This window comes from Methanoregula sp. (assembly GCF_049686655.1).
Taxonomy (GTDB): Archaea; Halobacteriota; Methanomicrobia; order Methanomicrobiales; family Methanospirillaceae; genus Methanoregula.
Genome location: NZ_JBAVIG010000035.1, coordinates 1 through 26,569, shown reverse-complemented (window position 1 = coordinate 26,569; position 26,569 = coordinate 1). Strand labels below are relative to the sequence as shown.

The window sequence follows — 26,569 nt, the reverse complement described above, 5'->3', positions numbered from 1 at the left end:
AGGACTTAAAGCCCGGGAACGATAAGGATTGTGCCAAAAAAGAACCGGATTATTCGAAGAGCCGGTAGTTCGGCGCTTCGTCCGTGATCATGATATTGTGCGGGTGGCTCTCGGTCATGCCTGCATTGGTTATGCGGACAAACCGGGCTTTGATATGCATATCGGCAATGGTCTTTGAACCGGTATACCCCATAGCGGACTTGAGCCCGCCCACGAGCTGGTACATCACTTCCCCGACGTGGCCGACATACGGGGTGACACCTTCCACGCCTTCAGGCACGAACTTCGTGCTCCCGATGTCCTTCTTCTGGAAGTACCGGTCGCTGGACTGCCCGGTGCTCATGACCCCGAGCGATCCCATGCCGCGGTACTGCTTGTACCGCCGGCCTTTCATAGTGATCACCTTGCCGGGGGACTCATCCGTACCGGCAAACATGCTGCCCATCATCACCGTATCGGCTCCGGCTGCAATTGCCTTTGCCACGTCGCCGCTGAAACGGATGCCCCCATCCGAGATGATCGGGATATCCGCATGCCGTGCCACATCCGCTACCTGCGAGACCGCAGTAATCTGGGGGACACCCGTTCCTGCAACAATCCGGGTAGTACAGATCGAGCCCGGGCCGATACCTACCTTGATGCCGTCGACCCCGGCATCAACGAGCGCTTCGGCAGCCTCCCGGGTTGCAATGTTCCCCGCCACCACGTCGGCCTTTACACTGCCCTTGATCTCCTTCACTGCTGCCACGACTTTCATGTTGTGGCCGTGGGCGCAGTCCACAACGATTGCGTCGACACCGTTCTGGTCCAGCAGTTCTGCACGGGCGAAATCGAACGGACCGACCGCTGCGGCCACGCGGAGGTTGCCCTTGGCATCCCGTGACGCGAGCGGGTACTGGCGCTTCTCAAGGATGTCCTGCATGGTGATGATGCCAAGCAGTTTTCCTTTCCTGTTTACCACGGGGAGACGCTCGACCTTGTTGGTATACATGATCTCGAGCGCTTTCTCCGCGGTGATATCCTCGTTTGCCACGATCGGCTTCTTCGTCATGATCGTGGTGATATTCTCATCGCCGCGCTTCTGCACGATCGCCCTGACATCCCGCCGGCTGACAATACCGATGATCTTTCCCGTGTCCACAACAGGTACCCCGCCGATACTGTACTGGTGCATCAGCCGCTCCGCATCGGAGACCGTAGCAGTATCTTCGACGTACAGCACATCGCGCTCGATCAGTTCTTCGGCCTGTTTGACGGCAATGACTTCCTGCAGTTCCCGCTCGGGAGTCATGTTCCGGTGGATAACGCCGATACCACCCTCCCGGGCGAGGGCGATCGCCATATTCGCTTCGGTCACGGTGTCCATTGCGGCTGAGACGAGCGGGATATTGACCCGGATATTTTTGGAAAAGCGCGAACGGGTATCGGCCTCCGAAGGTTCAATCCAGGATGCCAGCGGTTCCAGCAGGACATCGTCAAATGTTAATGAGAGTGGTACGTCCAGTTTTTCGACAAACATAAGAGTCACCTGATCATCGCAAGTGCAGTCTTGATCAAATCTTCCCGCACCGTTGCGTTCCGGTCGCCGCCGCAGACCATGCCCCGGACACCGATGATCTCCGGGTTGATCCGCTTGAGGGCATCGATGTCCTCGAACTTCAGCGAACCGGCAAGAGCTGTCCCAAGCCCCAGGTCCTTGTTCGTTTCGGTAAATGAGCGGAGTGTCTTCTCATCCATGAAGGCAAAGGTGCTCTGCCGGTCCTTGATGCCCGTATCGACCATCGCGAAGTCAGCCCCGCATTCGGCAGCGATCGGGGCCATATCGAATGGCGATATCGAGTGCATGCGCTTGTAATCGGAATATGCGGCGATGACAACGAACTTCTTCGGGAACTCTTCCTTGACTGCCCTGACCACGGCACTGATCACTTCCCGTGCCTGTTCAGTGCCTTCAAATGCGAGCCCGATCTTCACATAATCGGCCCCGGCACATGCCGCACCGTAAGCAGCGAGCGATGCACCACCCGGCCGGAAGTCAAAATCACCGATCGCAGCGCTTACCGGTTTATGGGAAAACGATTTGATCTCCCGTATGACCCACGGGAAATTGGCGCCCAGCGAGCCCTCGGAGGGTTTCTTCACATCGATTATGTCAGCAGCAGTGGAATCTTTTGCCTCGGTGATAGAGCTTGGGCTGACCAACAATTGCATAAAGTTTAATGATCTTTTATACTAATAGTGGTTGCGTTCGCCTATGGAACTGATACTTGCAATGGATTTGCGGCACAATCTGGTTGTACACGGTAAATCCGGGCAACGTACAACCTACAAACCGCTCGACTGGGGCTGTTCCCCGACGGCAGAACCGGTCGGTTTTGTCAGGGCCATTGCTCCCAGAAATATCTATATCGCAGATCTCGACCGGATCGAAGGCACCGGTTCGCACGACCGGCTTGTCCGGGACTGTGCCCGGCAGGTCTCGGCGTGTTACGTGGACCGGGGTTGCAGGTCGCCGGAGGATCTGCTGAGCGGCTATCACGTCAGGAATATTGTCGGCACGGAGACCGGTGGGGATGCTCTCGCCCGGTATACGGGAGGTCTCCTGAGTATCGATATTAAAAACGGGCGCGTCATACCATTCAACAGGGACCCGGTGGACCTGCTCCGCCAGGCAAACGGCTGGAAGTTCGAGGGGTGCATCATCCTCAATATCGGAGCCGTCGGGACGGAGACGGGCCTTAGTAAGGAATCTCTCGAAAATATGCGGGCGGCCTATCACCGGAAATTATTCTATGGCGGCGGTGTGGCAACGATCGGGGATCTGCAGCTGCTCAGCGATGCCGGGTTCGACGGTGCGATCATTGCTACCGCACTGCACCACGGGGCAGTCCCGCTCGCATGGATACGGAGGGGACGCTGTTGTTAATCACGCTGGAAGGAATTGACGGGAGCGGCAAGAGCTCGCTCCACGAGGCGCTCAAAGAACTGCTCGCCGATCTCGACCCGGTTTTCACCCGGGAACCGGGCGCAACGTGGGTCGGGGAGTCGGTACGCAGGGCCATTGCCGAACAGACAGATCCGGTGACGGAAGCGACCCTTTTCGTCGCGGACCATGCAGCACATCTCGCCAAGATTGTCCGGCCAGCGCTTGCGGAAGGAAAGATCGTCATCTCCGACAGGTACAGCGACAGCCGGTATGCCTACCAGTCCGTGACCCTTCAGGGAATTATTCCGGAACCGGAGAGATGGCTGCGGGCCATGCACAATGGCTGGACGATCGTCCCGGACCGGACATTCCTCTGCGTGCTGCCGGTTGACGATGCACTGACCCGGCTCAAACCCGCAGGTGAGCGGGAGCATTTCGAGAAACGCGAGGTGCTGGAGAAGGTCCAGAATAATTATCTTGAGTATGCCCGGGCCGAACCGTCGCGGTTTGTTATTATCGATGCGCTGAAGGACCGGGGGGAGATTGCACTGTTCGTGGCGGAGGCGATACGGGAGATGGCAAAGGCGGGGACGAAGAAAGGGAAGGGGAAGCGCTAAAGTGGACTTTCTCTCCAGACAATAACGTTTAGATCGATTCCTCTATTTTGGTGACCGTAGTGGAGTTGCGAGTGAACCCACCCCCTGATGGGGGTCGGCGCGACGCCTCGTCGGGTCGCGGCTGGGCAGATGACCGGGTTTTTGCGCAGTCCTGACAAATTATTTTACCGGGCGAGGTGTTGTCTCATTCTCACAAGTACAAAACCGGTAATCTGCCCCGCCGTGCCTCGGAGAGGCCCTGAGGCGGGGAGCCCTCGTTGCGACTATCAAAGCCGGACTGGGCTGGATATGAAATGGAGCCTAAGGAAAACCGGATAGATCCTATATAGATTGGATCAGTTTCCCAGACCCCCTCATTAAAACATCAAAAATTTTGGCTGAGGGGTATATCCCCAGCCCCTCACCTTTTTCCTTACAGATATGATTCAGTCCGCGTCGGTGACCCCTGTCAGGTCCTGTAAAAAACAATGAGCTGAGGGGATGTCCCCCTCAGCAAAAAATTATCGTGACCCCCCATTCCCCTCAGCAAAATATTTTTGTGAGCCCCCTAACCCCTCAGGAAAAAATACGAACTCTCGGAAATGATGAGAGTTTCAGGATACTTCCTGAAAATATGTGATGCCTCCTACCCCCGCAGGGGTGTCGCCGCGATACCTTGTCGGGTCGCGGCCGGGCAGATTACCGGTTTTGTGAATCCCGGTAATTGAGCCGCCGCGGGGGCGCCCCTTCGGGGGTGGTGGCAGACATCGCAAGTATCCAAATAATAATCACGAATACGATCTTAAAAAGAAATTTTAAAGGGTTGAATCACTGCTTCGTGATCGTCACAATGACATCCCCAATCGTGAGCACGTCCACCTTTGCACCTTCCTCCATATAGGAGTACTTCGGCGTGAAGACATTCTCCGGCAGGGCAACTTCCGTACCTTCAAGAACAATAGTCTTCGGTGGGTTCGCCAGCTGTTCCGGTGAGAGCGCACGGACCGCGGTCATGAAGGCCTGCGCCTGCTTCCGGAACGTGGGGCCGACAATGCTGCGGTTGAAGTCGATGTCGGTAACGACCCGGTCGAGTTTCGCTACATCCGTGCGCCAGTGGACATCGGCGTTGAGTGTGCGGCCGGTGTCCCCTTCATCATTGACCGTGTGCGGGGCATAGATGGTGACCTTCCCGAGCGGGGCGTTGAGGGCAAGACCGGCATCGTGCTTGTACTTACGTACTTCCGCAACGACCTGCACGAGAAGGTTTCCCTCCTTCCGTGCCGCTTCATCCTCGTACGTGAACGAGACCCAGGGCTGCTTGTGGACGCTGTGTCCCGGGTTGAGGTAGGAGTAGCACTCCTCTGCGAAGTAGGGGGTGAACGGGGCGAGCATCCGGCAGAGGGCATCGAACGCGGTGTGGAGCACGAGGCAGGCGCTCGCGCGGGACGCGTCCTGTTTGTACAGCCGGCCCTTGACGAGCTCGATGTAGTTGTCGGCCAGCACGTCCCACGCGAACTCGCGGATCGCCTTGAGCGCATCGTCGAAATGGTAGTTCTCCATCGCCGTACTCACCTGCTGGATCGTGTCCGAGAGCCGGACGAGGAGCCAGCGGTCGGCAAGTGCCGTGACCGGAGTATCCTTGTCAAACCCGCCCTTCTCCAGCTGGATCAGGGCGAACTTGGTGATGTTCCACATTTTGGTCTGGAACCGGGAGGCAGAGACCACGTCGTTCCAGTTGAACATAATGTCCGAGCCGGTCGCTGCGCCCATTGCACCCCACTGGCGGAGCGCATCGGCGCCGTACTTGACCAGGATCTCCTCGGGGACGATGATGTTGCCCCGGCTCTTGCTCATCTTGAACCCGTCTTCGCCGAGCACCATACCGTTGACCAGGATCTCATCCCAGGGCTTGCTCCCGGTGAGGGCGACCGACCTGAGGATCGTGTAGAATGCCCAGGTGCGGATGATGTCATGACCCTGCGGGCGGATCTGGGCGGGGAAGAACGGTGGCATTCCGTTCCCGTCCCAGCCGGTCACGTTCAGGACCGAGATGGAGGAGTCCATCCAGGTGTCGAGCACATCCACTTCGCCGTCGAACGTCGTTCCGCCGCACTTTTTGCAGGGATGCTTCGGTTTTACGATCGTGGGATCGACAGGGAGGTCCTTCTCGTCCGGCACCACCATCTCCCCGCACTTCTTACAGAACCAGACCGGGATCGGGGTCGCGAAGATCCGCTGCCGGGAGATGCACCAGTCCCATTCCATCTGCTCCACCCAGTTCTCCATCCTGCGGAGCATGTGCTCGGGATACCAGGTGATCTGGTGCGCCGCCTTCTGGATCTCCTCCGGCTTGATCTTCACGAACCACTGCCGTTCGGAAAGGATCTCGATGGGGGTTTTGCAGCGCCAGCAGGTGCCCACGCGCTGGGCAAGTTTTTCCTGCCGTTTCAGGATCCCCTTCTCCTTCATGTCGGCAAGAATCGCAGTCCGGCATTCGGTGGTGTTCAGGCCCTGGAACTTACCGGCAATGGCAGTCATCTTTCCCTGACGGTCGATTGCCTTCCGCAACGCGAGGTTGTGCTGTTTCCACCAGTGGACGTCCTGCTTGTCACCGAACGTACAGATCATGACCGCGCCGGAACCGAATGCCGGGTCCACAGCTTCATCCTGCACGACCGGGACATCGTGGCCGAAGAGCGGCACCTTCATGGACTTGCCTTTCAGTTTGTGGTACCGCTCATCACCCGGGTGGACTGCGACTGCCACGCAAGCCGCCAGCAGCTCGGGGCGGGTAGTGGCAATTTCGACGCCATCGAATTTGAAGTAGTTGAGCTGGGTCTCCCGGTCATCGTAGGAAACCTCAGCAAACGCGATGGCGGTCTCGCACCGGGTGCAGTAGTTGACCGGGTGCTCGCTCTGGTAGATGTAGCCGGAGGCCAGCATGCGCAGGAACGAGAGCTGCGTCTTGCTGTAATACTTCGGCGTCATCGTGATGTACTCGTTGGACCAGTCCGTTGAGAACGCCATCTTACGGAGGGTGATGCGCATCGCTGCAATGTTCTTCTCGGTCAGTTCGCGGCACATCCGCCGGAACTCCTCGCGGGAGACATCGTTCTTGGTGATGTGGTTGAGTTCTTCAACCTTCACTTCCGTGGGAAGGCCGTGGCAGTCCCATCCCTGCGGGAACATTACGTTGAAGCCTTTCATGCGCTTGTAGCGCGCAAAGAAGTCGATATAACACCAGTTCAGTGCATTGCCGATATGAAAATTCCCTGTCGGGTAAGGAGGCGGGGTATCGATGACGAACTGCGGTTTTTTTGAGTTCCGGTCAAAATAATGATCCTCATCGCGCCAGGTTTTCCGCCAGCGCTCTTCCACTTCGGCAAAATCATAGTTTTTCGGCAGTTGATCAGATGACACCATTTGTGGAGAAAGTTGGTTGTGAAATAAAATATAGTGATCGTATCCTGCCCGGGGATGTACCATATTTCATCGGTAAACCGGATACTTCCGGACATGTGGTGCATAATAAAACTCTTTTTGCTTGAAAGCAAATGACTGTCCAATGCAGCGACAGCGGGGCCTCGGGTTTGCATCGGCATTCGTCGGTGGCGCGATCCTCATCGGCCCGTACATGAAACCCGCATGGCTGATGGGCCTCGTTGTCATATTTTTCGCCCTTCTCCTCTGGCGTTTTTTCGATACCAAGTACCTGACCTACACGATGTGCGTTCTTGCCGCACTCTATGGGATCAGTCTCCTGCCGTTTTTTGTCTTTTCCACAACACTTGCGATGCTGGTACTGGGAGAACTTGTCTTCCAGACGGGTGCAGATGACCTGAATACGTACCTGTACTATGTGATATCTACCGCATGGGCCGGTGTGCTGGTCATGGCCTACCTCCACGAGGCCGCGATCCTGACGGTGATATTCGGCATCATTGCTGCGGTCCTTCTCAAGGTGATCCTCCTGAAATACGAGGACTCCCTGGTAATCGAGGGTGTCGGTACCGCGATGACCATGTGGCTGATCCAGGAACTCAATTACCAGGCCGATCTCCAGATGGTTGTCGCAGCCGTCATTGTCGGGTTTACGTTTGCCTATTTTGCCTTCCGGTCAAAGACCGCGGATCTCTCGGGACTCTTCTCTTCAGCGCTGGTCGGGATTGTCCTGCTGGTATTTGCCGGCCCCCGCTGGTTCATGATCATGCTCGTCTTTTTCATCGTGGGATCGGCGGCCACGAAGTATAAATTCGAGTACAAGAAGCGGATTGGCGTGGAACAGGGGCAGAGCGGTGCGCGGGGATACCGGAATGTCTTTGCGAACGGGATCGTGGCTACTGCGGCGGCCGTTCTCTTCGGGGTCTTCCAGCAACCGATCTTCATTGTGATGTATGTCGGCAGCGTTGCTACAGCTGCTGCTGATACGCTGGCGAGCGAGATCGGCGTTACCGGGGGGATCCCCTACATGATCACCACCTTGAAAAAGGTCCCCATCGGCACGAATGGCGGTGTGACGCTTGTTGGCGAATCGGTCGCCCTGCTTGGCGGCCTTGTCGTCTCGCTCGCGGCGTTTTTCCTCGGTGTGATCACCCTCCCGATGGTCCTTGTCTGCACGCTGGCCGGGTTTGTCGGCACCAATATTGACAGTGTTGTGGGGGCCACGCTGGAGAACCGCGGGTTCCTCGGAAATGCGGGAACAAACCTGTTGGCCACTATCGGTGGAGGGTTGTTCTCGATCGCTTTATTTATCCTCCTGAAATTGTAGGGCAGGACAAAGAAAAAAGGTTACACCCGGGCGGGCCTGGGATTCCGGTACAATCCCCGCACTTTGTCGTTTTTTCTGCTCTGTAGAAATCATTTTTTTCGAAGAGTCGATGCCCCCCCTCTTGCGCCCCCAGTCCCCCGCGGGGGACGGGGCGCAGCGTGATGACCCGAGTCAAATGGCAGGTAATACATCGTCATCGCAACCGGGGGATGCCATAACGGCGGGGGCAAAGCCCAAAGAGCGTCAGCGATTATGAGGTTTTCTACAGAGCAGTTTTTTACTACATTATTTCATGCTGGTTGTCAGCTTTTTCCCTGTTCGTATTTCAGTATTTATACCAGCGGCCCTTGCTGTCGAATTCCCCGGTTGCCTGCTGGACGGGGACCTCTTTCTGCGCCAGGGATTTGAAAAAGCATGCCTTAAATGTAAAGAGCACAGGCACGAGGATCAGGCAGGCGATAAACAGCACGAGAGCGGTGATCCACGTGCCGTCCGGACCGATAATGGCGACAAGCTGATCTGGTGTGAACGCCTGGATCTGCGCTTCGGTATAGTGAGTGAGAGGTTCGAGCCTGTCGTAGAGTACCGCCTCCCAGAGAATCATCAGGCTGAACAGGACCCCGGCTGTAATTACCGCGCATATCGCCAGGAACGCGATCACTTCCTGCAGGCGGGTCCCGACCAGTTCGATACTGCGCCGGATGGCATCGAATACGCCGCGATCTTCAAACACGGCCGCAGTATCGCAGAAGAAGGAAAGGATAATGGATGGGATCATGATCACCAGGGAAACCGCCGCCATGAGAACCGGGTCCGGGGTAACTCCTGCAAGCGTCAGGGTGATGAAGATAAGGATAAAGACGAGCATTACGGTAAAGATAATGACAAGGATGGGGAGAAGGACCCTGAAGTAATACCTGATGCCGCCTTCAACCAGGGTCCGGATATTCCCGCTCTCATTTTTGGCACTCCAGAACATGCCGGTGATAAAGAGGAGCATAATAAGGCCGGATACAATCACCAGCCTGCCGGCAAAAAAGGTCCCGCTGAAATTAAAGACCAGCCAGAGCGCAGCGGCACATAATCCGCAGACAACCCCCGGGATCCAGAGAACCGGCATCCGGGAAAGGAGCCCGAATGCAGTTTTGAGTTCAGCGATTGCCATTGTTACCGGGCCCTCGGCATTGCTACGATCTCCCGCACCTGGAGATCGAAGAAGCTGGCAGTGTGGGCCGGCCTTATCACGCATACGGTATCCGCGCCGGTGGCAGTTCCCCCGACTGCAATAACCTCATCCTCTACGCCAATCGCTCCCTGGTCGGCAGCAATCAGGACGCATTCGACGGCGACTTTAAGACCGACTGCAACAATTCTCCGGAGTGCTTCGGCAATGGCTTCCGTCCGGGAACCTCCTCCGATCCGCGGCGAGCGGGAGATCGCCCTCTCAAGCCCCGAGAGCGCATGGGTGCCGGTGATGATGGTCACTCCCTGCTTCCGCAGGTCCGCAGCCGTCTCTTTTGAAAATTCCCATTCTCCGGGTTTTGTAAATCCCATAACATGCGTGACAACGACAAGCCTGATGCCCGATCCCTTGAGGGTTTCATAAAACACCTGCGCGGTCTTGCCGGAGGAACTTGCGACAATTACCGTCTTTACCCCGAGCTCTTCTGCCCGCTCACGGGAAAAGCGCGCCGCGTCGGCAGTGTTTCCTGCCCCGGGCGCATCAAAATAGTAGCATTTTCGTTCAACAAATGTCATAAGTACCTTTTAATAAGCCGTAATGGAAAAACTTTGTCAGATTCATGCCGGTATCTCCGGCTATCATTTTACCTACACGTAATACCTATCCGATGAGGAACAGATCATGCTCACGCTTGCCCTTGCAGGAAAACCAAACTGCGGAAAATCCACGTTTTTCAAGGCTGCCACCATGGCGAATGCCGAGATTGCCAATTACCCGTTTACGACCATCAACCCGAACTTTGGCGTGGCATATGTGCGTACGAAGTGCGCCTGCACGGAACTGAATGTCAAATGCACCCACTGTGTTGACGGCAGCCGGTTTGTAGCCGTGAACCTGATCGATGTGGCGGGACTCGTGCCGGATGCCCACAAGGGAAAGGGCCTCGGCAACCAGTTCCTCGACAACCTCCGGCAGGCCGATGCGATCCTGCACGTGATCGATGCGAGCGGAGGCACGGACAGCGAGGGGAACCCGGTCGGTGTCGGCAACCATGATCCCGCGGAGGATGTGAAGTTCCTCGGTTTTGAGATGACCATGTGGGTCTACGGCATCCTGGACAAGCACTGGACCCGGATCAGCCGCCAGTCCCAGGGAAAAGGCGCGGCCATCGAGCAGGGTATTGCCGAGACCTTCACGGGCCTTGGTATCTCGATGGAAGATATCCGGGACATCTCGCTCGGCCTCAAGCTCGATCTCGTCCATGCCACCATGGAAGATCTCGTGCCGCTCTGCGCGGAGATCGTGAAGATCTCAAAACCGATGCTCATCGTGGGGAACAAGTTCGATGAGACCCCGGAAGCCCTCCGGACGAGACTTGCCGATGAGGGGGTCTTCTTTGCAAGCGCAGCATCGGAGCTGGCCCTGCGCAATGCCGCGGCTGCCCACGTGATCCAGTACCTGCCGGGCGACGAGATGTTCAAAATTGCAAATGAGGGCACGCTCTCACCGGCCCAGAAGGCCGGCCTTGCAAAGATTGCTGACGTGATGAAGCAGTGCAAAGGGACCGGTGTCCAGCAGGCGATCAACAAGGCGGTCTTCGAGCTGCTCGACATGATCGTTGTCTACCCGGTCGAGGATGAGAACCATTACTGCAACAAACAGGGCGATGTGCTGCCCGATGCCTTCCTGATGAAGAAGGGATCCACGCCCCACGATCTTGCATACCAGGTCCACACGGATATTGGCAAGGGGTTCCTGTATGCCATCGATGCCCGGACCAAGATGCGGATCAAGGAGACCCACATACTGAAGAACGGGGATGTCATCAAAATCGTGAGTGCCGCGAAGTAGGTGCGGGGCCCTGCGGCGGCTGTATGACAATTGTCATTCGATTGTCAGACAATGCAGCCGCACTTTCAAAAAAGAGCGGCAATTTTTTGTTTTTTTCCCGTAAAAAAGGGATTTTTCCCGCAAAGTTTATAAGATGGTAAGCGGTAAAGTGGAATTACCGAAGAAAGAACAGGAGGTGGAAAGGAATGGCTGGAGAAATTTATCAGGCACAGGTGATCAGGAACTTCTTTGACTGTATCACCGGTACTGACCGTAACCTGACAAGGATCTACATGTGTGTCATGAGCCTTGCAAAACTCCGCATGGAGCCTCCTGAAAAGATGGCGGCACTGGTGGACCAGTTGCGCAAGAGCAAGATCCAGAAAGAACTCTCGGTCGATATCCTGGACTACATGTGCGATGCGGCAAACCAGCTCGAACTCATGCAGGTGCAGACTGCATTTGGTGTCAAGGATATCCGGGAAGTTGCCCAGGATTTCAGCGGGATCAGCATGGACAGTCTGTAGCCGGACTGGCTGACACTTTTTTTAAAACACAGTGTTTATTGTTAAAAACCGGTCTGTAGAAATCATTTTTTTCAAAGAGACGATGCCCCCTCTTGCGCCACCAGTCTCCCACGGGGGACGGGGCGCAGTGCGATGACCTTAGTCAAATGGTACATCATCATCGCAACTGGGGGATACCATAGCGGCGGGAGCAAAGCCCAAAAGAGCGTCAGCGATTATGAGGTTTTCTACAGAGCAGTAAAAACCAAAGATGCATTTTGTGGTGGAAATTGCAATGAACCCCGCCCCCGGAGGGGCGCAACGCGGCGGATCAGTGCTATACACTAATAAAAAACACCTCCCTTGCCCCTCCGTGTCGTGGAGATGATTTCACGCATACACATCCTTTGGATCAGGTTTCCGTAACACCTGATAAGCCGGCGGGTTAACCCTGTCTGCTATAGCCGGCATAATGACCTTTATGAATCTATAGTGAAATTATCTATTGAGTATTCCCTGGTGGCTTCTGTTTAGTAATCACCAAAAAAAAAATTCTCTGTAGTCGGTTATTATGATATCAGTTCTCTATGTAGATGACGATCCAGCGTTCCTTGATCTTTGCAAATTGTTCCTTGAGCGGACAAACGAATTTACCGTTATAACCGCTTCATCAGTTTCAGGTGCGCTTGAGCTGTTAAAGTCCAATGGGATCCATGCCATTGTATCCGATTACCAGATGCCTGAGATGGATGGCATCGCGTTTTTAAAACAGGTACGGGCAACTGACAATGATATCCCGTTTATCATGTTTACCGGCAAGGGGAGGGAAGAGATCGCTATTTTGGCGTTCGAATTCGGTGCAGACTTTTATGTACAGAAGGGTGGAGCCGCCAAACCGCAGTTTGCCGAGCTCATACACAAAATCAAGGCGGCGGTGGAACATCGCCGGGCCTATGCGGAGGTTACGATCCTCAACCGGCTGTACTCTGTCGTATCCCGGACCAACCGGGCGATGATCCGCATCCACGACCGGCAGGAACTCCTTGACGAAGCCTGCAGGATCGCAGTCGAAGAGGGAAAATTCCTGATGGCCTGGATCGGCATGGTGGACCCGGCTACCCACAAGGTGAGGCCGGTCGCTGCCTGCGGGTACGAAGCAGGTTACCTGAGCAGGCTCTCTATTACTGTGGACAATGTCCCGCAGGGGATGGGACTGACGGGTATCGCGATCCGCGAAGGGCATCCGACTGTCAGCAACGATATCCCGTCAGATCCCCGGATGGCCGCCTACTATGACGAAGCAGCAAAACGCGGGTACTGCTCGTCCGCGGGATTCCCGTTGAGGAACGGCAGTACGGTTGTAGGTGCCATGCGGTTTTATTCGGGCGAGTCCAATTTTTTCAATGAACGGGAACTCCAACTCCTCCAGGAGCTCACCGATGACATCTCGTTTGCACTGGAAATGATGGAACGCGATTCCTCTCTCACAGAACTCAAACGGATGAGTAAAGCGATCCAGGTTGCCAACAGAAAACTGAACCTGTTAAACAGCATCATCCGGCATGATATCCTCAACACGGTCACAGGACTTCTTGGTCTTGAGGATATGGCTATAGCTCTCATCTCTGACAGGGAGCTGTCCCAACTTATCCGGGAAATTAAAGACACAACCCGTCGGATCCAGCAGCAGATTACATTCACGAGGGATTACCAGGATATTGGTGTCCATTCACCCCAATGGCAGAATGTGAACAATGTAATTTCCAACGTGACAAAGACCACCAGTTTGGGATCGATAAAACTGTCCGTGATACCAGATAAGGATCCAGAAATTTTTGCGGATTCCATGCTTGAAAAAGTATTCTATAATCTTGTCGACAATGCGCTGAGATATGGCGGAAAGTTGACGGCCATCACGTTTTCATTGCGGCAGTCAGATGAGGGACTGATCATTATCTGCGAGGACAACGGCAATGGAATTCCAGATGCCGAGAAGGAGAAGATTTTCGAACGTGGGTTTGGGAAAAATACCGGTCAGGGTTTATTCCTTGCCCGCGAGATTCTTTCGATTACCGGCATCACAATCCGGGAGACCGGGGAACCGGGGAAGGGCGCACGGTTTGAAATTGTCGTGCCAGGTGGGAGCTTCCGGATATGCACGGATACTGGAAGTTCCCGGGACCCGACAATACTTTGATCCCTGAAACCCGGGACCTGACATCCTGCATCTGTGGTATGGTGCCGATCCGGATCACATTTTCAAATGCGATCATGATCGCGCTCAAAATTTTTCAGGTAAGGTTTATTTAAAAATTTTAACCAGGGTTGATCCGGAATAATTTTCCAGACGCGATCACGTACGCCAAAAAATTTTCAAACAAGGTTGATGGGCATTTTCCAAAAAAAAATCAGCGTGGAGATCGTTCTCACTCAAGTCCCAGCGCTTTTTTATAATCCGTCAGCAGCCGGACAATCAGCCTACGGTGTTCCTCCAGTGCCTCTTCATCGTCTGCTGAAGTGATCAGGGCCACTACATAGACGAGGATAATGGCATTGTCGAGTTCATAGGTACCGGGATCCTCGATCTTGTCCTGAGTCAGGTTTATGGCCGTAAACTTCCGCTCTTCCGGAGAAAATGCAACGGCGAGATCAGCGGTGACCTGTGAATTATCGCGATCCTGCGCATTTGCCCGGACAATGGAAAGTGCTTTTTTCAATGCCGCATCAGGAGCGCTGTCCGGGATGAGGGATAGTGCATGGGTACATTCCCGGACTGCGTTTGCATAGATACCGAATTTGAATGCAAGGAACGCAGAAGCAATCTCATGGGCCGTTGATGGCGGGAATCCGGGATAGGATAATCTCATGCGCTCGATATAGGTGTCGAGAAACTGTTCCATCATATATAAATCTCCCGTGGGTCGGTGTATCGTCTGTGGTTATAGGAGATCCCTGACGATATTATCATTATCCGGTGGGACTCCAAATCTTATCCTTATAGTAGGTTTATGGTCCCGATCTCATGAACGTATCTTAACGTGCCTTACCGGATATGTAGAACTCCGGGTATCAATGGTTTATATGAGAATGAAGCACTAATATACCCCCACCGGTATGGGTGCAGTAGTTTTTTCTGATGTACACGCCGATGCAGCTGCAATTGGAGCACTTGCGACCTGCATTCGTTTACCCGCCTTTAAAAAGGACTTCGGGCCTGTTGATATACTTGTAAACCTCGGGGACCTCCTTCACCGGGGAAACCGTCCTCAGGAGACTCTCGAAAGAATCCACACCCTGTCACGGGAATTCCGCCTCGTCTCCGTACTTGGCAACCATGATCACGCCTTTCTTCACGGGATCATTGTCAGCGGGAGTGATGCGGCGAGCACGTACCGGCACGAACAGCTCCGTGACTCCCCGCTCCTGTCGATATTCGATGCGATGCCCATGGAGTGGGCGGATAAGGGAATGCTTTTCGTACATGGCGGCCCCATGGATCTCGGCACACAGACTCTCCGGCTGAAGTGCTGGCAACGACTCTCCCACCAGAGCGGGGATTTTTTCACCGGTTATCATTATACGGCATCGATGGCATTCGAAACGCTCGCCCGGCGTGGCCTGACTCATATGTGTTGCGGCCACCAGCACCAGCATATCTGCTGCAGGAAAACGATGGATGGTATCGTGGAACAGCAGCTCGACTTCACCCCGGTTGACCTCAAACATAATGAACAGGTTGTTCATCTTGAAGTGGCCCGGATTCCCCTGGACTGTCCGACGTTGCTGAGGATCGGGGGCTGCCATGGAGATGTGCCGGAATTTGCTTACACTGATTTCTCCAGTTTCTCGTTCATCCGAATAATTCCGGCATCCTGAAAGACATTTCAGGGGAATCACTTTTGTAAGGAGTATTTTGAGATATCACTTCATCAGATCTCGTCAATTCGGGTCTCCCGGGTCAACTTTATTTAAAGTCAGACGCGTATTTTTTCTTTTTATCAGAAATATTTATATATCGTGACCACAAAGTGGTAATTATGCCTCGTGCAGGAGAGGGGCGGTCGATCCGGATTGACCCTGACGTGTATGAGGCGCTTCTCTCGCTCAAACGGGGGAATATGACGTTCTCAAACGTCATAGCAAAACTGATCCAGGACTGTTATGGCTGGTCGGATGAGCATCCGGCGGGCCAGAGAGAGCTGGAGGATTTCATCGAGATGCAATCCCGGTGAACGAGTAAAAAATCTCCCATGATCATTCCGGCACACCCGCCGGAACCGGAGAATCACATCCATGAAACTGATGTTGACCGAAGATCTGAATCAGGAAAAGCTCAACTGGCTCATCGAGCATGTCGATGAGATGACCTCGGATCTGGAAGAATTCGAGAATGAAACCTGAGCAGTTACCCGCCCTGCCGGCATCTCACCCTCACAACGGCAGCCGGTCATCAATCTGAATTTGCACGTTCTCTTCCATACCCTCAATTTTTTTACGCAGTTCCTCTGTTAGCACGGGAATCCTCTTCCGGGTCTTTACTCGCCATTCCCCGAGTTCCCGCTTGGCACTTTGTTCTTTTTCCAGCATGGATTTCAGCTGCGTTTTTTCACGCCCGAGAGAGCCGGTTTTCATAAGCAGCGGGTCTGTAGCGAGCGCCTCTTCTGCCTTCCGGTACTCCTCTTCCCGGGCGACCAGTTCCCGGCAGCTCCCGCGGATCGTGGTACAGAACAGGAGAATATCCGAAAAAACTGCCCGTTCCTCCTTGTTTTTCAGAATGATATCCCCGGATGCGATCATCTTCTCCGCGATCGGGCAGGCGGCCGCGAGGATCTCGCCGAGCTGGTCGGCATCCGGAACATCATGGCTTGAGAGGAGATCCATTGCGTGATTTATCGTAACGATCTCCGCCGGATGGTGCTGACGGGTTGCAATCTTCTCCGCTTTCCGGAATACATGCGATGCAGTCATGGAGTGGGCGGAGTACGACCGGCCTACCTCATCAAGCGCCTGTGCAATGCGGGCGAGCTGTTCTCTCTTTGCGGCAATGCCTGCCTGACGTTCATCGCCTTCCAGCGCCAGTTCCTCGTTCTCAATTGTTTCGAGCCGTTTTGTGATCCCGGAGATCCGTTCCGAGATGCGCCGGTCCTTGTCGGCAGATTTCAGAAAATCTGTTTTCAGGTCCGTTACCGTTTCATGCAACGTTCGTATGGTCCCCAGTTCCTGCATCTCTTTTTTGTACTGCACAATGGATCCCGTGATGCTGTTGATCTCCCGGCCCATCGCATCGATACCCTGCTTGACGCACTTCATCTCTTCCGGGAAGACCGCCTGGAGATACCGGCCCTGGCCCCGCGCACTATTGATGCAGACTTTCACGCATTCGACCGCCGCGGCATAGAACTCTTCGGGATCTTCGGGCAGTTCCTTTACCAGTGAGGCATTCATGGCTTTTACAAAGAGGGGGAGGGAATTCTTCGCGATGCTCTTGAGTTTCGGGTGGAGCAGGGGGTCGTGCCCGGCGCCGGCCAGGGTGTTGACGATCAGCTGGAGCTGGGCTGCGGCATTCCTGATTATGCGGATCGGCTCCTCCGTTTCCGAACAAAGGACTGCCTGTGTTGTATTCTCGTGTTCGGTTATCCAGGCAGGGACAGAATCGAGGGTAATTGTCGTTGCTGCCGGTCTTTTCCCGCCAAAGAGTTTTTTTATGAATTCATGCATGGGGTATCACCGGATTATGTACTGCTTGCCTCTCAAACACCTTCGGCAAATGGCGTTCAGTCGTCCCGTGCAATCTGGCACAGGCGTTCAGTCCCGTCGATCTCGTCGAGCACCCGGACCACCGCGGCAGGGACCAGCTGTTTCCAGGGCTCCCCGGCGATCATGCGCCTCCTGATCTCGGTCCCGCTGAGGAGTTCCCGCTCGTACATCGCCGGGGACTGGACTTCTACACCTGCTTCCCTGAATAACTGGACTACGAGCGGGTTTGACGAATAGCAGGTATCGAATGGCGGGGTCATCGACCGCACATGCGCCACCCAGAGCGCGTTGCGCTGGATATCCTCGATCGGGATCACATAGAATGGGCAGTCGAGCAACGAAAGCGCCCGGGTGATCATCAGCACGCGCTCGCCGGATGTGAACGGGTTGGACACGTTGTGGGAGAGCTGTGCACTCCCCACACCGATGATGATCTCGTCCACGTCTTTTGCTATGTGCTCGAGCACCGACTGGTGCCCGTTATGGTACGGCTGGAACCTCCCGATATAGAACCCGCGTTTCATGGTGATACCCCGTTGTTTGCGATACGCGCCGCGAACGCCCCGGCTGTAAACCCGGCATCGATGTTGACGACTGCAACCACCGAGCAGGACTGGAGCATGCTGGCAAGCGCTGCTTGTCCGTGGCCCATGTACCCGTATCCCACACTGACCGGCACGCCGATGACCGGCTTGTCGACAAGTCCCGCGACAACTGCAGGCAGCGTGCCCTCGCGCCCGGCACAGACAATGAATGCGTGCGCCCCGAGCAGGGGCTTGAGCGCCGGGAACAACCGGTGGATGCCTGCCGCACCCACATCGTAGGCAGTCCTGACCTGACAGCCCATCTCCTCGGCGATAATGCGTGCCTCTTCCGCTACCCGGATATCCGATGTGCCCGCAGTGATGATCGCCACAATTCCTCCGGTGGGCTTTGGAGCCGGGGCCTTCCCGACAACCAGTACCCGGCCTGTCTCCCGGTATTCCGATGGAATGCCTGCGTGAGCCGCCCGCTCGCAGATCAGTGCAGCCTGCGCCGGGTCAACGCGCGTAACTACGCACCTGCCGGCCGTTTCAGCTAGACGGATCGTAATTTCTGCCAGGTGGATAGGATCTTTCCCTTCGGCAAGAATGACTTCAGGCATGCCGCACCGGACATCCCGGCCGAGATCGAGGCAGGCAAAATCGCCGATCCTCTCAAGGCGGAGCCCTTCAATCGCCTCAGTTGCGGCCTCAAGGGAGATCTTCCCGTCACGGTACCGGGCCAGAAGATCCTGTAACGTCGGGTTTGTTGGCATGGTTCAATAATACAGATATGGAACGGCGCATAATAAGTTAGTTCATTGCCATGTCATATCTGGTCTATGTTGCGATCTTCGGGACTGTATCGGTCATCTTCCTCTGGTTACGGGATGCCCGGATCTTTTTACGGACCGGCCTGCCCGGGTTCCGGAAGGCTGCATACTGGGGTGTAGCATATGGTGCTCTCGCATCCCTTGGCTTCCAGGTCGCGTGGTTCATGCCGGATTACGAGATCCTAGGCCTTGGACTGATCCTTGGCGCGCTCTACCTGCAGGTAAACCGGGAGAAAGAAAAGATCTGGAATGGCGAAGGGACGCTTGAGCGCTTCCTTGGCAGCGTGTCGCGAAAACGGGCGAACAAGAGATAATGTTTTGCGAACAAATCAGGATAGGGATTTTTTATCATGCTGCAGAAACCGCGAGGGACAAGGGACTTTTTACCGGATGAGATGGAAGCCCGACGGGCTGTTGAGGGGCGCCTGCGGGAAGTGGCGCGTCGCTACGGGTACCGCGAGGTCTGCACGCCGGAGTTCGAGGACCTGGAACTCTTCACCATGCGGTCAGGCGAAGGGATCATCGAGGAGATGTATGTCTTCGAGGACAAGGGTGGCAGGAAGATGGCCCTCCGGCCCGAGATCACTGCAGCAGTGATCCGGATGTATATCAACGAGTCGAAGGTGGCCCCAAAACCCCTCCGTTGGTGCTATTACGCGGACTGCTTCCGGTACGAACGGCCGCAGAAAGGGCGGTACCGCCAGTTCTGGCAGTTCGGGGTCGAACTGATTGGCGCCGATACCGCCGCGGCCGATGCAGAGACAATCATGCTCGCCTCCGATATGCTCAATGCAACCGGTGTAACGTACGATCTGAAAGTCGGTCATCTCTCGTTCATGAAGAACCTGGTACGGGATCTCGAACCGCCCATGCAGCGCAGGGTGCGGGCACACCTTGACAAGAAGGACTTCGACGGGCTCAACGCCACTCTCGAGTCGCTGGACAGGACTGAGCTTGCAGCATCACTCACGGCGCTCGTAAATACACGGGACCTTGAGGAAGCCTTCGAGATCGCCGGGACTATTCCGGAGAAGGAGCGGGTCGAACAGACGATCGGATCCCTCGATGCAGCCGGAATAAAATACTCTCTGAACTTCGGCATTGCCCGCGGGCTCGATTATTATACCGGGATCGTGTTCGAGGCCTTTGCACAGAACCTCGGTGCAGAGAACCAGATCCTTGGCGGCGGAGCGTACCGGCTTGCCCATCTCTTTGGTGGAGATGATGTGGCCTCCTGCGGGTTTGCGATCGGTTTCGACCGGGTGATGGTCTCCCTTGGCGATACGCAAGCCAGGAAGGATACCGTGATTGGTCTGGTCTGTACAAGTGAAGGCCGGAAACGGGCTGTTGAAGTGGGCCGTGCTTTCCGCGATGCCGGCATCCGCACCGAGATGGATCTGATGGAACGTGGACTTGGTGCCCAGCTCCAACATGCCGCGAAATCCGCTGATTTTGCCGTTGTCATCGGGCAGCGAGAGGCAGAGTCCGGGGAGATCACCCTGAAGAACTTAAAGACCGGCGAACAGAAGACGCTCGGCCTCAGGGAAGCCATTGCCGAGGTAGAGGCCCGTGGTTCTTGCTGACGAACTGGCAAAACAGCAGCGCAGCATCAGTGTGGCAGAATTCTTCGAGAAGAACAAACACCTGCTCGGCTTCGACTCCCCGACACGCGGTGTCATTACAACTATCAAGGAAGCAGTGGACAATGCGCTGGATGCTTGCGAGGAAGCGCAGGTGCTCCCGGATATTTTTATCAGCATCAAAAAGACCGGCCCCGACATATTCCGGATCATCGTGGAGGACAATGGTCCAGGTATCGTTCCGGCTCAGGTGCCTTTCGTTTTTGGCAAACTTCTCTACGGCTCGCGGTTCCACCAGATACGGCAGACCCGCGGCCAGCAGGGTATCGGCATCTCGGCAGCCGTCCTCTATGCCCAGCTCACGAGCGGTCTCCCCACGGTTGTCATCTCCCGCACCGGGCATAAGGAATCTGCGCACCGGTTCGAGGTCCAGATAAAGATCGAGACGAACGAGCCGGATATCATTGCCAATGGCCCGTTCGAGTGGGACCGGATTCACGGCACCCGGGTCCAGATCGAGTTCAAAAGCACGATGGCGGCAAAGAAGAAGCTGATCGAATACCTCAGGTACACATCTATCGTCAACCCCCATGCCCGTTTCCGCGTGGAACTGGATGACGAGGCGTTCACGTTCGAGCGCGTCAGCCAGGAAGTGATAGCATGTCCGGTTGCCATCCAGCCGCACCCGCACGGGATCGAATTCGGCCAGCTCAAGCGGATGGCCGTGACCCGTGATGAGAAACTTCTCGATTTCCTGGTAAACGGGTTCAGCCGGGTAGGCAAGAGGTCCGCCCAGGACATGTGCGACCAGGCCGGCCTGAAAGCCATGCTCAAGGTAAACGGGCTCAATACCGAACAACTCAAGTCCCTTCTCGCGGCCATGCAGGCGGTTGCCGTTCCTGCACCCCCGTCATCCCAGTGTCTCTCACCCATCGGAGAGGAACTGATCCGGCGCGGGCTCGACAAGGAGTTCCAGATGGACTTTGTTGCAGCCCGCACCCGCCCGAGCTCGGTCTTCTCCGGTCACTCGTTCATGGTCGAGGCCGCGATCGGGTACGGCGGGAAACTTCCCGCGGAAGGGAACGCGATCATCCTCCGGTTTGCCAACCGCGTCCCGCTCATGTACCAGCAGGGCGCCTGTGCGATCACGGAGTGCATCTCACGGGTGAACTGGAAGTCCTACAACATCTCCCAGCAGGGCCTGCCGACCGGCCCCGTCCTGATTCTCGTCCACGTGGCATCGACGAACGTCCCGTTCACGAGCGAGAGCAAGGATGCGATCGCGAGCATCCCGGAGATCGAGAAGGAGATCGTGCTCGCGCTGCAGGACCTCGGCCGCGACCTCAAGCTCTTCGTCTCCCGAAGGGACAAGAACAAGCTGGCCGAGGATCGGGCCCGGGCGGTCTGTGCAATCATCCCCGAGATCGCGGAGAAGGTGAGCGAGATCGTTGAGAAGCCGCTGGTCGATACATCACCGATCGAAGGCAAGCTCATGCGGAAACTGATTGTCAAGCGGTGGACCCGTGACGGGAAAGTCATGATCGAGCTCTCCAACTACAGCGGCTATGAGGGTGAGATCTCGGTCTACGATATCTCTGCCGACGATGCAGCCGATGCACACCCGAAAGCGGATTTCGTGAGCGACATGGAGGGCCAGTTCACAAAAGTCTGGAAGCTTATCGTACCCCCAAAGGAGACCTCGCGCATCTCCTACTCCGGGAACGGCGGGGGGATCCTCGAAGTACGGGGTATAGACGACGCGAAGAAGATGGTGGTGGACCTCGATGTCTAAAGAAGAACTGGAGAAGAAATCGCTGGCGGCCCTGCTCCGGATCGCCACGGCTTGGTACGACCAGATGAGAGCAGGAGAGATCCCGTCCATCTCCCTGCCCACCCGTACAAAATACAACATCGAGTTCGACGACGCGAGTGAGGTCTGGAAGTACGGGGACAAGGAGAGTATGCGGACCGCGGCCTCGGCCAAGAGCGCAACACACCTCCTGAAGATGGCCTATGTGATCGGGTTCATCAAGCAGCAACTCAAAGAAAACCGGTCCTCGACATTAAGAGAGATGTATTACATCTCCGAGGGCTGGAAGCGCGCAAAGTTCGGGGCTCAGGATGAGAGCAATTTCTTAATCGAGGACCTCGAGATCCTCTCGGATGTCCCCCGCGAAGGCTTTCACCTCCACCCCGAAGAGAACGGCGCCTCTATTTATGGACCTATGCGGATCCGCGAGGAGACCCGGCGCGGAATGAAGACAATCCATTGCCAGGACGATGTGGGGCAGGCCGGGTACACGATCCCGAACAATGTGGAGAATATTGAATTCGTGGACCATGATGCAAAGTTCGTGATTGCCATAGAGACGGGAGGTATGTACGACCGGCTGATCGAGAACGGGTTTGACGAGGAGCACAACGCGATCCTCGTCCACCTCAAGGGCCAGCCGGCCCGCTCGACCCGGCGGATGCTCAACAAGATCAGTTCCACGTGGGATCTCCCCGTGATGGTCTTTACCGATGGCGACCCGTGGTCGTACCGGATCTATGCCTCTGTGGCATACGGGGCGATCAAAAGCGCCCACATGTCCGAACTGCTCGCAACGCCGAAGGCCCAGTTCCTCGGACTGCAGCCGAGCGACATCCGGGACTACAACCTGCCTTCGGACAAGCTGACCGAGAAGGATGTGGAGGCGCTGAAGGCCGAGCTGACCGATCCCCGGTTTGCAACGGATTACTGGCGAAAACAGATTAACCTGCAGATCGGGATGAACCTTAAGTCGGAACAGCAGGCATTTGCTGCACGCGGACTGGACTTCGTCACCAAGAAGTACCTGCCAGCGCGGTTAAGCGAGATGGGGATCATCTGAAATTCCCCGTTTCAATTGTTTTTACGTATTTTTTTACGCAGCGATCCGTGCCTGTTCCGCTGCGAGCATATCGCGTAATGTCTCTTCAAGGGAAATCTCCGGTTTCCAGCCGGTAACCCGGTGGATCCGGGAAATATCGCTCTGCTGTGATAAGAGGGCGACCCGCTGTGGGTCAGCCGGGAGACTGACAGGATACTTCCTGCCGGTGATCTTCTCAAGCGTTGCGATCACTTCAGAGATCGCGTACGATCTTCCCGACCCGATATTGAATGCGTTACCGGCACAATCCTCCATGAAACGTGGATGAGTTACAAGCGCCCAGTATGCCTTTACTGCATCCCGGACATCAACAAAATCACGGGATGACTGCGTTTCAAAGAGATCAAGGGCTTTTCTCTTCCCCTGCCCGAACTCCACGACCTGACTGACAAGTTTCCCACATAAAAATGCATGAGCCTGGCCGGGACCCGCGAGATTGAATGGGCGTGCAATTGTCACGCTGATTCCCAAGGCCCGGTAATGCATTACGGCAAGGATTTCCTGGGCTGTTTTTGCTGCCCCATATTCATTCAATGGCTGGAACGGATTTTCCTCGTTTATGGGGGATGATCCCTGATAACCGTACACGGCTGATGAACTGGTGACAAGAACCCGGCAATCGCGTTTTATTCCGGATACTGCTTCCAGCAGGTTTTGTGTGCCGCAGATATTTGCCATAAATAATTCCGCGGGCGATCCGTGGTTCATACCCGCAAGGTGGATAACTGCATCCGGCTGCAGCGAGGCTACCAACCTGCAGAGATGATCTCGGTCGAGAAGATCCGCCGTAACCCATGTTACGCCACCTGGCCCTCCTGAAGGCCGGGTTACCTTGTCCCGGGTAATACCCGTGATCTGGATATCCTCATACGGAGACAGGAACCGGATCAGGGCCGTACCGGTAAAACCGGATGCCCCGGTAACCAACAGCCTCATGGGAGAAAACGATCCTTATACCGCTCAAACTCCTCGATGGAGCGGGCATAGTCATCCGGTCTCCCGATATCCAGCCAGTAACCGGTGTGCGGGTAACTGTACACCGCTTCATTCTTCGCCGTGAGGGCGTACATCAGCTGGTCAAACCCGAACGGCTCTCCTTCCGGGACATAGTCCAGCACTTTTTTCGAGAATACGTAGACTCCCATGCTGACATCGAAGTGAAATGTGGGTTTCTCCGTGAACGCTGTTATCCTGCATGCCTCGTCCTTTTCAAGTACACCGAAATCGATATTCACATCCCGCCGGTAGGTAGCTACGGTAGCGATCGCATTGTTCTTATGGTGGCTCGCGATGAGATCACGATACTTTATGTCCGTCAGGATATCCCCGTTCATGACAAGGAACGTGTCGTCGAGATTTTCGATCAGCCGGAGCGGGCCAATGGTACCGAGCGGGGTATCTTCGTGCGCATAGGTGATGTCAAGCCCCAGCGTCTTGTTGCTGTCCAGGTACGCGTGGATGAGTTCGTGCAGGTACCCTGTGCTTATTGTCACCTTCCCAAACCCGCAGTGTTTGAGCTGGCGGAGGATCACTTCGAGGATGGGATAATCCCCGATGGGCATAAGGGGCTTGGGAAGAACCGTAGTGTACGGCATGAGCCGCCGGCCTTTCCCGCCCGCAAGAATGATCGCCTGCATAAGTCACTCCTATACGGTATATACTCCGGTTTTGTACGAAGCAATGTGTTCCTTCATCCATCCGATCGTGAGGCCAAGGCCGTCTTCAAGTGTGTATGCAGGCTGCCATCCTGCCAGCTCGTTGGCTAATCTGTTATCTGACAACAACTGCATAACCTCGCTCTTTTCCGGCCGGACACGTTTCTGCTCGCAGACGATCTTTGCCTTGGGGTTGACTTTCCGGATGATTGTCTCTGCAAGTTCCCCGATGGTTACGCCGCGGCCGGTCCCGGTATTGACTGTTTTGCCAATAGTCTTCTTACTCTCCGCGAATTTGATGAAACCGGAAACCGTGTCCGCAACATAGGTGAGATCCCGGACCGGCGTCAGCGAGCCGAGTTTCACCTTATTGGACGTGAGTGCCTGCGTGATGATCGTGGGGATCACAGCCCGGGTGGACTGTCGGGGGCCAAAGGTATTGAACGGACGGATGGTCGTCACCGGCAGGCCAAACGAGCAGTAAAAGGATTCGGCGATCTTGTCGCCACCAATCTTGCTGGCGGAATACGGGGACTGGCCCTGGAGCGGGTGCTTCTCATCGATGGGCGTATACTGCGCAGTCCCGTATACTTCGCTGGTTGATGTGTGGACTACACGGGTAACGCCCTCATCAATGCAGGCCTGCATTACATTGAGCGTTCCTTTGATGTTTGTGTTGACATAGGATTCCGGAGCAACGTAAGAATAGGGGATACCGATGAGTGCAGCCAGGTGGAAGATGTATTCTTTGTCGGCCACGGCCTTCTTTACGAATAATGAATCTGTGACATCGCCGGCAATGACCTTCAGGTGTGGTGTTGCATCCGTGTAGCGGTCTTCCAGCATGCCCCAGTCGTTCCGGGCGTTGTAATGCACAAATGCGGTGACATCTGCTCCCCGTTGCAGAAGCTCGTCAACCAGGTGACTGCCGATAAAACCCCCGGCCCCGGTCACCAGTACCTGCCTGTCCTGCCATTTCATGGTGAGTCCTGTCTATATGTTTTTATGAGTTCCTGATAATCTTTCTCTGCCCGTCCCATGAGTATTTTCCATTGCCCGTTGTTTACCACGACCTCCCGTGCCGTGGCTCCCAGACGTTTCCGCAGCCCCTGATCACGGCTTAGTATGAGGATGGCAGTCGCAACCTGATCCGGAGAGCCCGGTTCGATCAGGAGTCCTGTGACATTGTTTTCCACCCATTCCGGAATGCCCCCGACCGATGTTGCAATACAGGGAAGGCCGCTTGCCATTGCCTCAAGCACGGATACCGGTGTGCCGTCGGATGTTGAGGTTGTGATAAAAATATCCGCATTCCGGTAATCAAGAGGGACTTCCGCATAACCGGTTTTTTTCCGAAAGCTGATCCTGTCAGTTAACTGCATATCGGTGACCAGCTCCCTGATGTATTGCTCATCGGGGCCGTCCCCCTTCAGTGTCAGGTGTAGCCGGGGATCGCTGTCGCAGGCCTTTGCAAATCCCCGGATCAGTGTTTCATTATCATA

At 55.4% G+C, this 26,569-nt stretch carries 25 protein-coding genes; 12 read left to right on the top strand and 13 right to left on the bottom strand.

Annotated elements, in window-relative coordinates:
* Nucleotides 1-49 precede the first annotated feature (49 nt).
* Together guaB and WBL42_RS04330 are read right to left on the bottom strand one after the other, a co-directional pair.
* Complete coding sequence (guaB, locus tag WBL42_RS04335; protein ID WP_424720038.1) at nucleotides 50-1,519, bottom strand: IMP dehydrogenase; 1,470 nt, start codon at nucleotides 1,517-1,519, stop codon at nucleotides 50-52.
* 5 nt (nucleotides 1,520-1,524) lie between these two features.
* Entirely contained in the window at nucleotides 1,525-2,211 is a 687-nt protein-coding gene (locus tag WBL42_RS04330; protein WP_424720037.1) for a (5-formylfuran-3-yl)methyl phosphate synthase, read from the bottom strand.
* A 43-nt stretch (nucleotides 2,212-2,254) separates the two neighbouring features.
* On the opposite strand from WBL42_RS04330, the gene WBL42_RS04325 reads away from it, so the two are divergent.
* Nucleotides 2,255-2,926: a HisA/HisF-related TIM barrel protein gene (locus tag WBL42_RS04325; protein WP_424720036.1), complete on the top strand. Its 672-nt coding sequence runs from the start codon at nucleotides 2,255-2,257 to the stop codon at nucleotides 2,924-2,926.
* The gene (tmk, locus tag WBL42_RS04320; RefSeq protein ID WP_424720060.1) at nucleotides 2,920-3,543 is read left to right on the top strand and encodes a dTMP kinase; all 624 of its coding nucleotides are present in this window, start codon (nucleotides 2,920-2,922) and stop codon (nucleotides 3,541-3,543) included. Before WBL42_RS04325 ends, tmk begins: the two co-directional genes overlap by 7 nt.
* An 807-nt stretch (nucleotides 3,544-4,350) precedes the next feature.
* Here tmk and WBL42_RS04315 read toward each other — a convergent pair.
* Nucleotides 4,351-6,945 (bottom strand): valine--tRNA ligase, encoded by a 2,595-nt coding sequence (locus tag WBL42_RS04315; protein ID WP_424720035.1) that lies wholly within the window; start codon nucleotides 6,943-6,945, stop codon nucleotides 4,351-4,353.
* Nucleotides 6,946-7,087: 142 nt separating this feature from the next.
* Here WBL42_RS04315 and WBL42_RS04310 point away from each other — a divergent pair, with 142 nt between their 5' ends.
* Complete coding sequence (locus WBL42_RS04310; RefSeq protein ID WP_424720034.1) at nucleotides 7,088-8,290, top strand: TIGR00297 family protein; 1,203 nt, start codon at nucleotides 7,088-7,090, stop codon at nucleotides 8,288-8,290.
* Nucleotides 8,291-8,615: 325 nt separating this feature from the next.
* Here WBL42_RS04310 and WBL42_RS04305 read toward each other — a convergent pair whose 3' ends face one another.
* Nucleotides 8,616-9,455 carry a hypothetical protein gene (locus tag WBL42_RS04305; protein ID WP_424720033.1) on the bottom strand — a complete coding sequence of 280 codons (840 nt, stop codon included), beginning with the start codon at nucleotides 9,453-9,455 and terminating at the stop codon, nucleotides 8,616-8,618.
* A 2-nt stretch (nucleotides 9,456-9,457) separates the two neighbouring features.
* Entirely contained in the window at nucleotides 9,458-10,048 is a 591-nt protein-coding gene (locus WBL42_RS04300; RefSeq protein WP_424720032.1) for a pyruvate kinase alpha/beta domain-containing protein, read from the bottom strand.
* Nucleotides 10,049-10,154: 106 nt separating this feature from the next.
* On the opposite strand from WBL42_RS04300, the gene WBL42_RS04295 reads away from it, so the two are divergent.
* From WBL42_RS04295 to WBL42_RS04285, 3 genes are all read left to right on the top strand, one after another.
* Nucleotides 10,155-11,324: a redox-regulated ATPase YchF gene (locus WBL42_RS04295; RefSeq protein ID WP_424720031.1), complete on the top strand. Its 1,170-nt coding sequence runs from the start codon at nucleotides 10,155-10,157 to the stop codon at nucleotides 11,322-11,324.
* A gap of 185 nt (nucleotides 11,325-11,509) precedes the next feature.
* Entirely contained in the window at nucleotides 11,510-11,830 is a 321-nt protein-coding gene (locus tag WBL42_RS04290) for a hypothetical protein (RefSeq protein ID WP_424720030.1), read from the top strand.
* A gap of 550 nt (nucleotides 11,831-12,380) precedes the next feature.
* A complete protein-coding gene (locus WBL42_RS04285; protein ID WP_424720029.1) occupies nucleotides 12,381-14,006 on the top strand; it encodes a GAF domain-containing protein in 1,626 nt (541 codons plus the stop codon).
* A 229-nt stretch (nucleotides 14,007-14,235) separates the two neighbouring features.
* Here WBL42_RS04285 and WBL42_RS04280 read toward each other — a convergent pair whose 3' ends face one another.
* Nucleotides 14,236-14,712, bottom strand: coding sequence for a hypothetical protein (locus tag WBL42_RS04280; protein ID WP_424720028.1), 477 nt, complete (start codon nucleotides 14,710-14,712; stop codon nucleotides 14,236-14,238).
* Between the two features lie 211 nt (nucleotides 14,713-14,923).
* Between WBL42_RS04280 and WBL42_RS04275 the strand changes: the two genes are divergently transcribed.
* Together WBL42_RS04275 and WBL42_RS04270 are read left to right on the top strand one after the other, a co-directional pair.
* A complete protein-coding gene (locus tag WBL42_RS04275) occupies nucleotides 14,924-15,685 on the top strand; it encodes a metallophosphoesterase (protein WP_424720027.1) in 762 nt (253 codons plus the stop codon).
* A gap of 161 nt (nucleotides 15,686-15,846) precedes the next feature.
* Nucleotides 15,847-16,041: an antitoxin VapB family protein gene (locus WBL42_RS04270; protein WP_424720026.1), complete on the top strand. Its 195-nt coding sequence runs from the start codon at nucleotides 15,847-15,849 to the stop codon at nucleotides 16,039-16,041.
* 199 nt (nucleotides 16,042-16,240) lie between these two features.
* Here WBL42_RS04270 and WBL42_RS04265 read toward each other — a convergent pair whose 3' ends face one another.
* The 3 genes from WBL42_RS04265 to larB are packed head-to-tail and all read right to left on the bottom strand — an operon-like array spanning nucleotide 16,241 to nucleotide 18,863.
* Nucleotides 16,241-17,527 (bottom strand): hypothetical protein, encoded by a 1,287-nt coding sequence (locus WBL42_RS04265; RefSeq protein ID WP_424720025.1) that lies wholly within the window; start codon nucleotides 17,525-17,527, stop codon nucleotides 16,241-16,243.
* Nucleotides 17,528-17,583: 56 nt separating this feature from the next.
* Nucleotides 17,584-18,090 carry a nicotinamide-nucleotide adenylyltransferase gene (locus WBL42_RS04260; RefSeq protein ID WP_424720024.1) on the bottom strand — a complete coding sequence of 169 codons (507 nt, stop codon included), beginning with the start codon at nucleotides 18,088-18,090 and terminating at the stop codon, nucleotides 17,584-17,586.
* Nucleotides 18,087-18,863 carry a nickel pincer cofactor biosynthesis protein LarB gene (larB, locus tag WBL42_RS04255; protein ID WP_424720023.1) on the bottom strand — a complete coding sequence of 259 codons (777 nt, stop codon included), beginning with the start codon at nucleotides 18,861-18,863 and terminating at the stop codon, nucleotides 18,087-18,089. The genes WBL42_RS04260 and larB overlap by 4 nt, the downstream gene beginning before the upstream one ends.
* 50 nt (nucleotides 18,864-18,913) lie before the next feature.
* Between larB and WBL42_RS04250 the strand changes: the two genes are divergently transcribed.
* From WBL42_RS04250 to WBL42_RS04235, 4 genes are read left to right on the top strand one after another with little or no spacing between them, the layout of a single operon-like run.
* A complete protein-coding gene (locus tag WBL42_RS04250; protein ID WP_424720022.1) occupies nucleotides 18,914-19,234 on the top strand; it encodes an ABC transporter permease in 321 nt (106 codons plus the stop codon).
* A 36-nt stretch (nucleotides 19,235-19,270) separates the two neighbouring features.
* Nucleotides 19,271-20,503 carry a histidine--tRNA ligase gene (gene hisS / locus WBL42_RS04245; RefSeq protein ID WP_424720021.1) on the top strand — a complete coding sequence of 411 codons (1,233 nt, stop codon included), beginning with the start codon at nucleotides 19,271-19,273 and terminating at the stop codon, nucleotides 20,501-20,503.
* Nucleotides 20,490-22,292, top strand: coding sequence for a DNA topoisomerase VI subunit B (locus tag WBL42_RS04240; protein WP_424720020.1), 1,803 nt, complete (start codon nucleotides 20,490-20,492; stop codon nucleotides 22,290-22,292). The genes hisS and WBL42_RS04240 overlap by 14 nt, the downstream gene beginning before the upstream one ends.
* A complete protein-coding gene (locus tag WBL42_RS04235; protein WP_424720019.1) occupies nucleotides 22,285-23,373 on the top strand; it encodes a DNA topoisomerase IV subunit A in 1,089 nt (362 codons plus the stop codon). The genes WBL42_RS04240 and WBL42_RS04235 overlap by 8 nt, the downstream gene beginning before the upstream one ends.
* 33 nt (nucleotides 23,374-23,406) lie before the next feature.
* Here WBL42_RS04235 and WBL42_RS04230 read toward each other — a convergent pair whose 3' ends face one another.
* The 4 genes from WBL42_RS04230 to WBL42_RS04215 form a co-directional block, all read right to left on the bottom strand.
* Complete coding sequence (locus tag WBL42_RS04230) at nucleotides 23,407-24,348, bottom strand: NAD-dependent epimerase/dehydratase family protein (RefSeq protein ID WP_424720018.1); 942 nt, start codon at nucleotides 24,346-24,348, stop codon at nucleotides 23,407-23,409.
* Nucleotides 24,345-25,049, bottom strand: coding sequence for a sugar phosphate nucleotidyltransferase (locus WBL42_RS04225; protein ID WP_424720017.1), 705 nt, complete (start codon nucleotides 25,047-25,049; stop codon nucleotides 24,345-24,347). The genes WBL42_RS04230 and WBL42_RS04225 overlap by 4 nt, the downstream gene beginning before the upstream one ends.
* A gap of 9 nt (nucleotides 25,050-25,058) precedes the next feature.
* Complete coding sequence (locus WBL42_RS04220; RefSeq protein WP_424720016.1) at nucleotides 25,059-26,048, bottom strand: SDR family NAD(P)-dependent oxidoreductase; 990 nt, start codon at nucleotides 26,046-26,048, stop codon at nucleotides 25,059-25,061.
* A partial coding sequence (locus WBL42_RS04215) for a glycosyltransferase (RefSeq protein ID WP_424720015.1) occupies nucleotides 26,045-26,569 on the bottom strand: 525 nt, incomplete at its 5' end. The genes WBL42_RS04215 and WBL42_RS04220, both read right to left, overlap by 4 nt.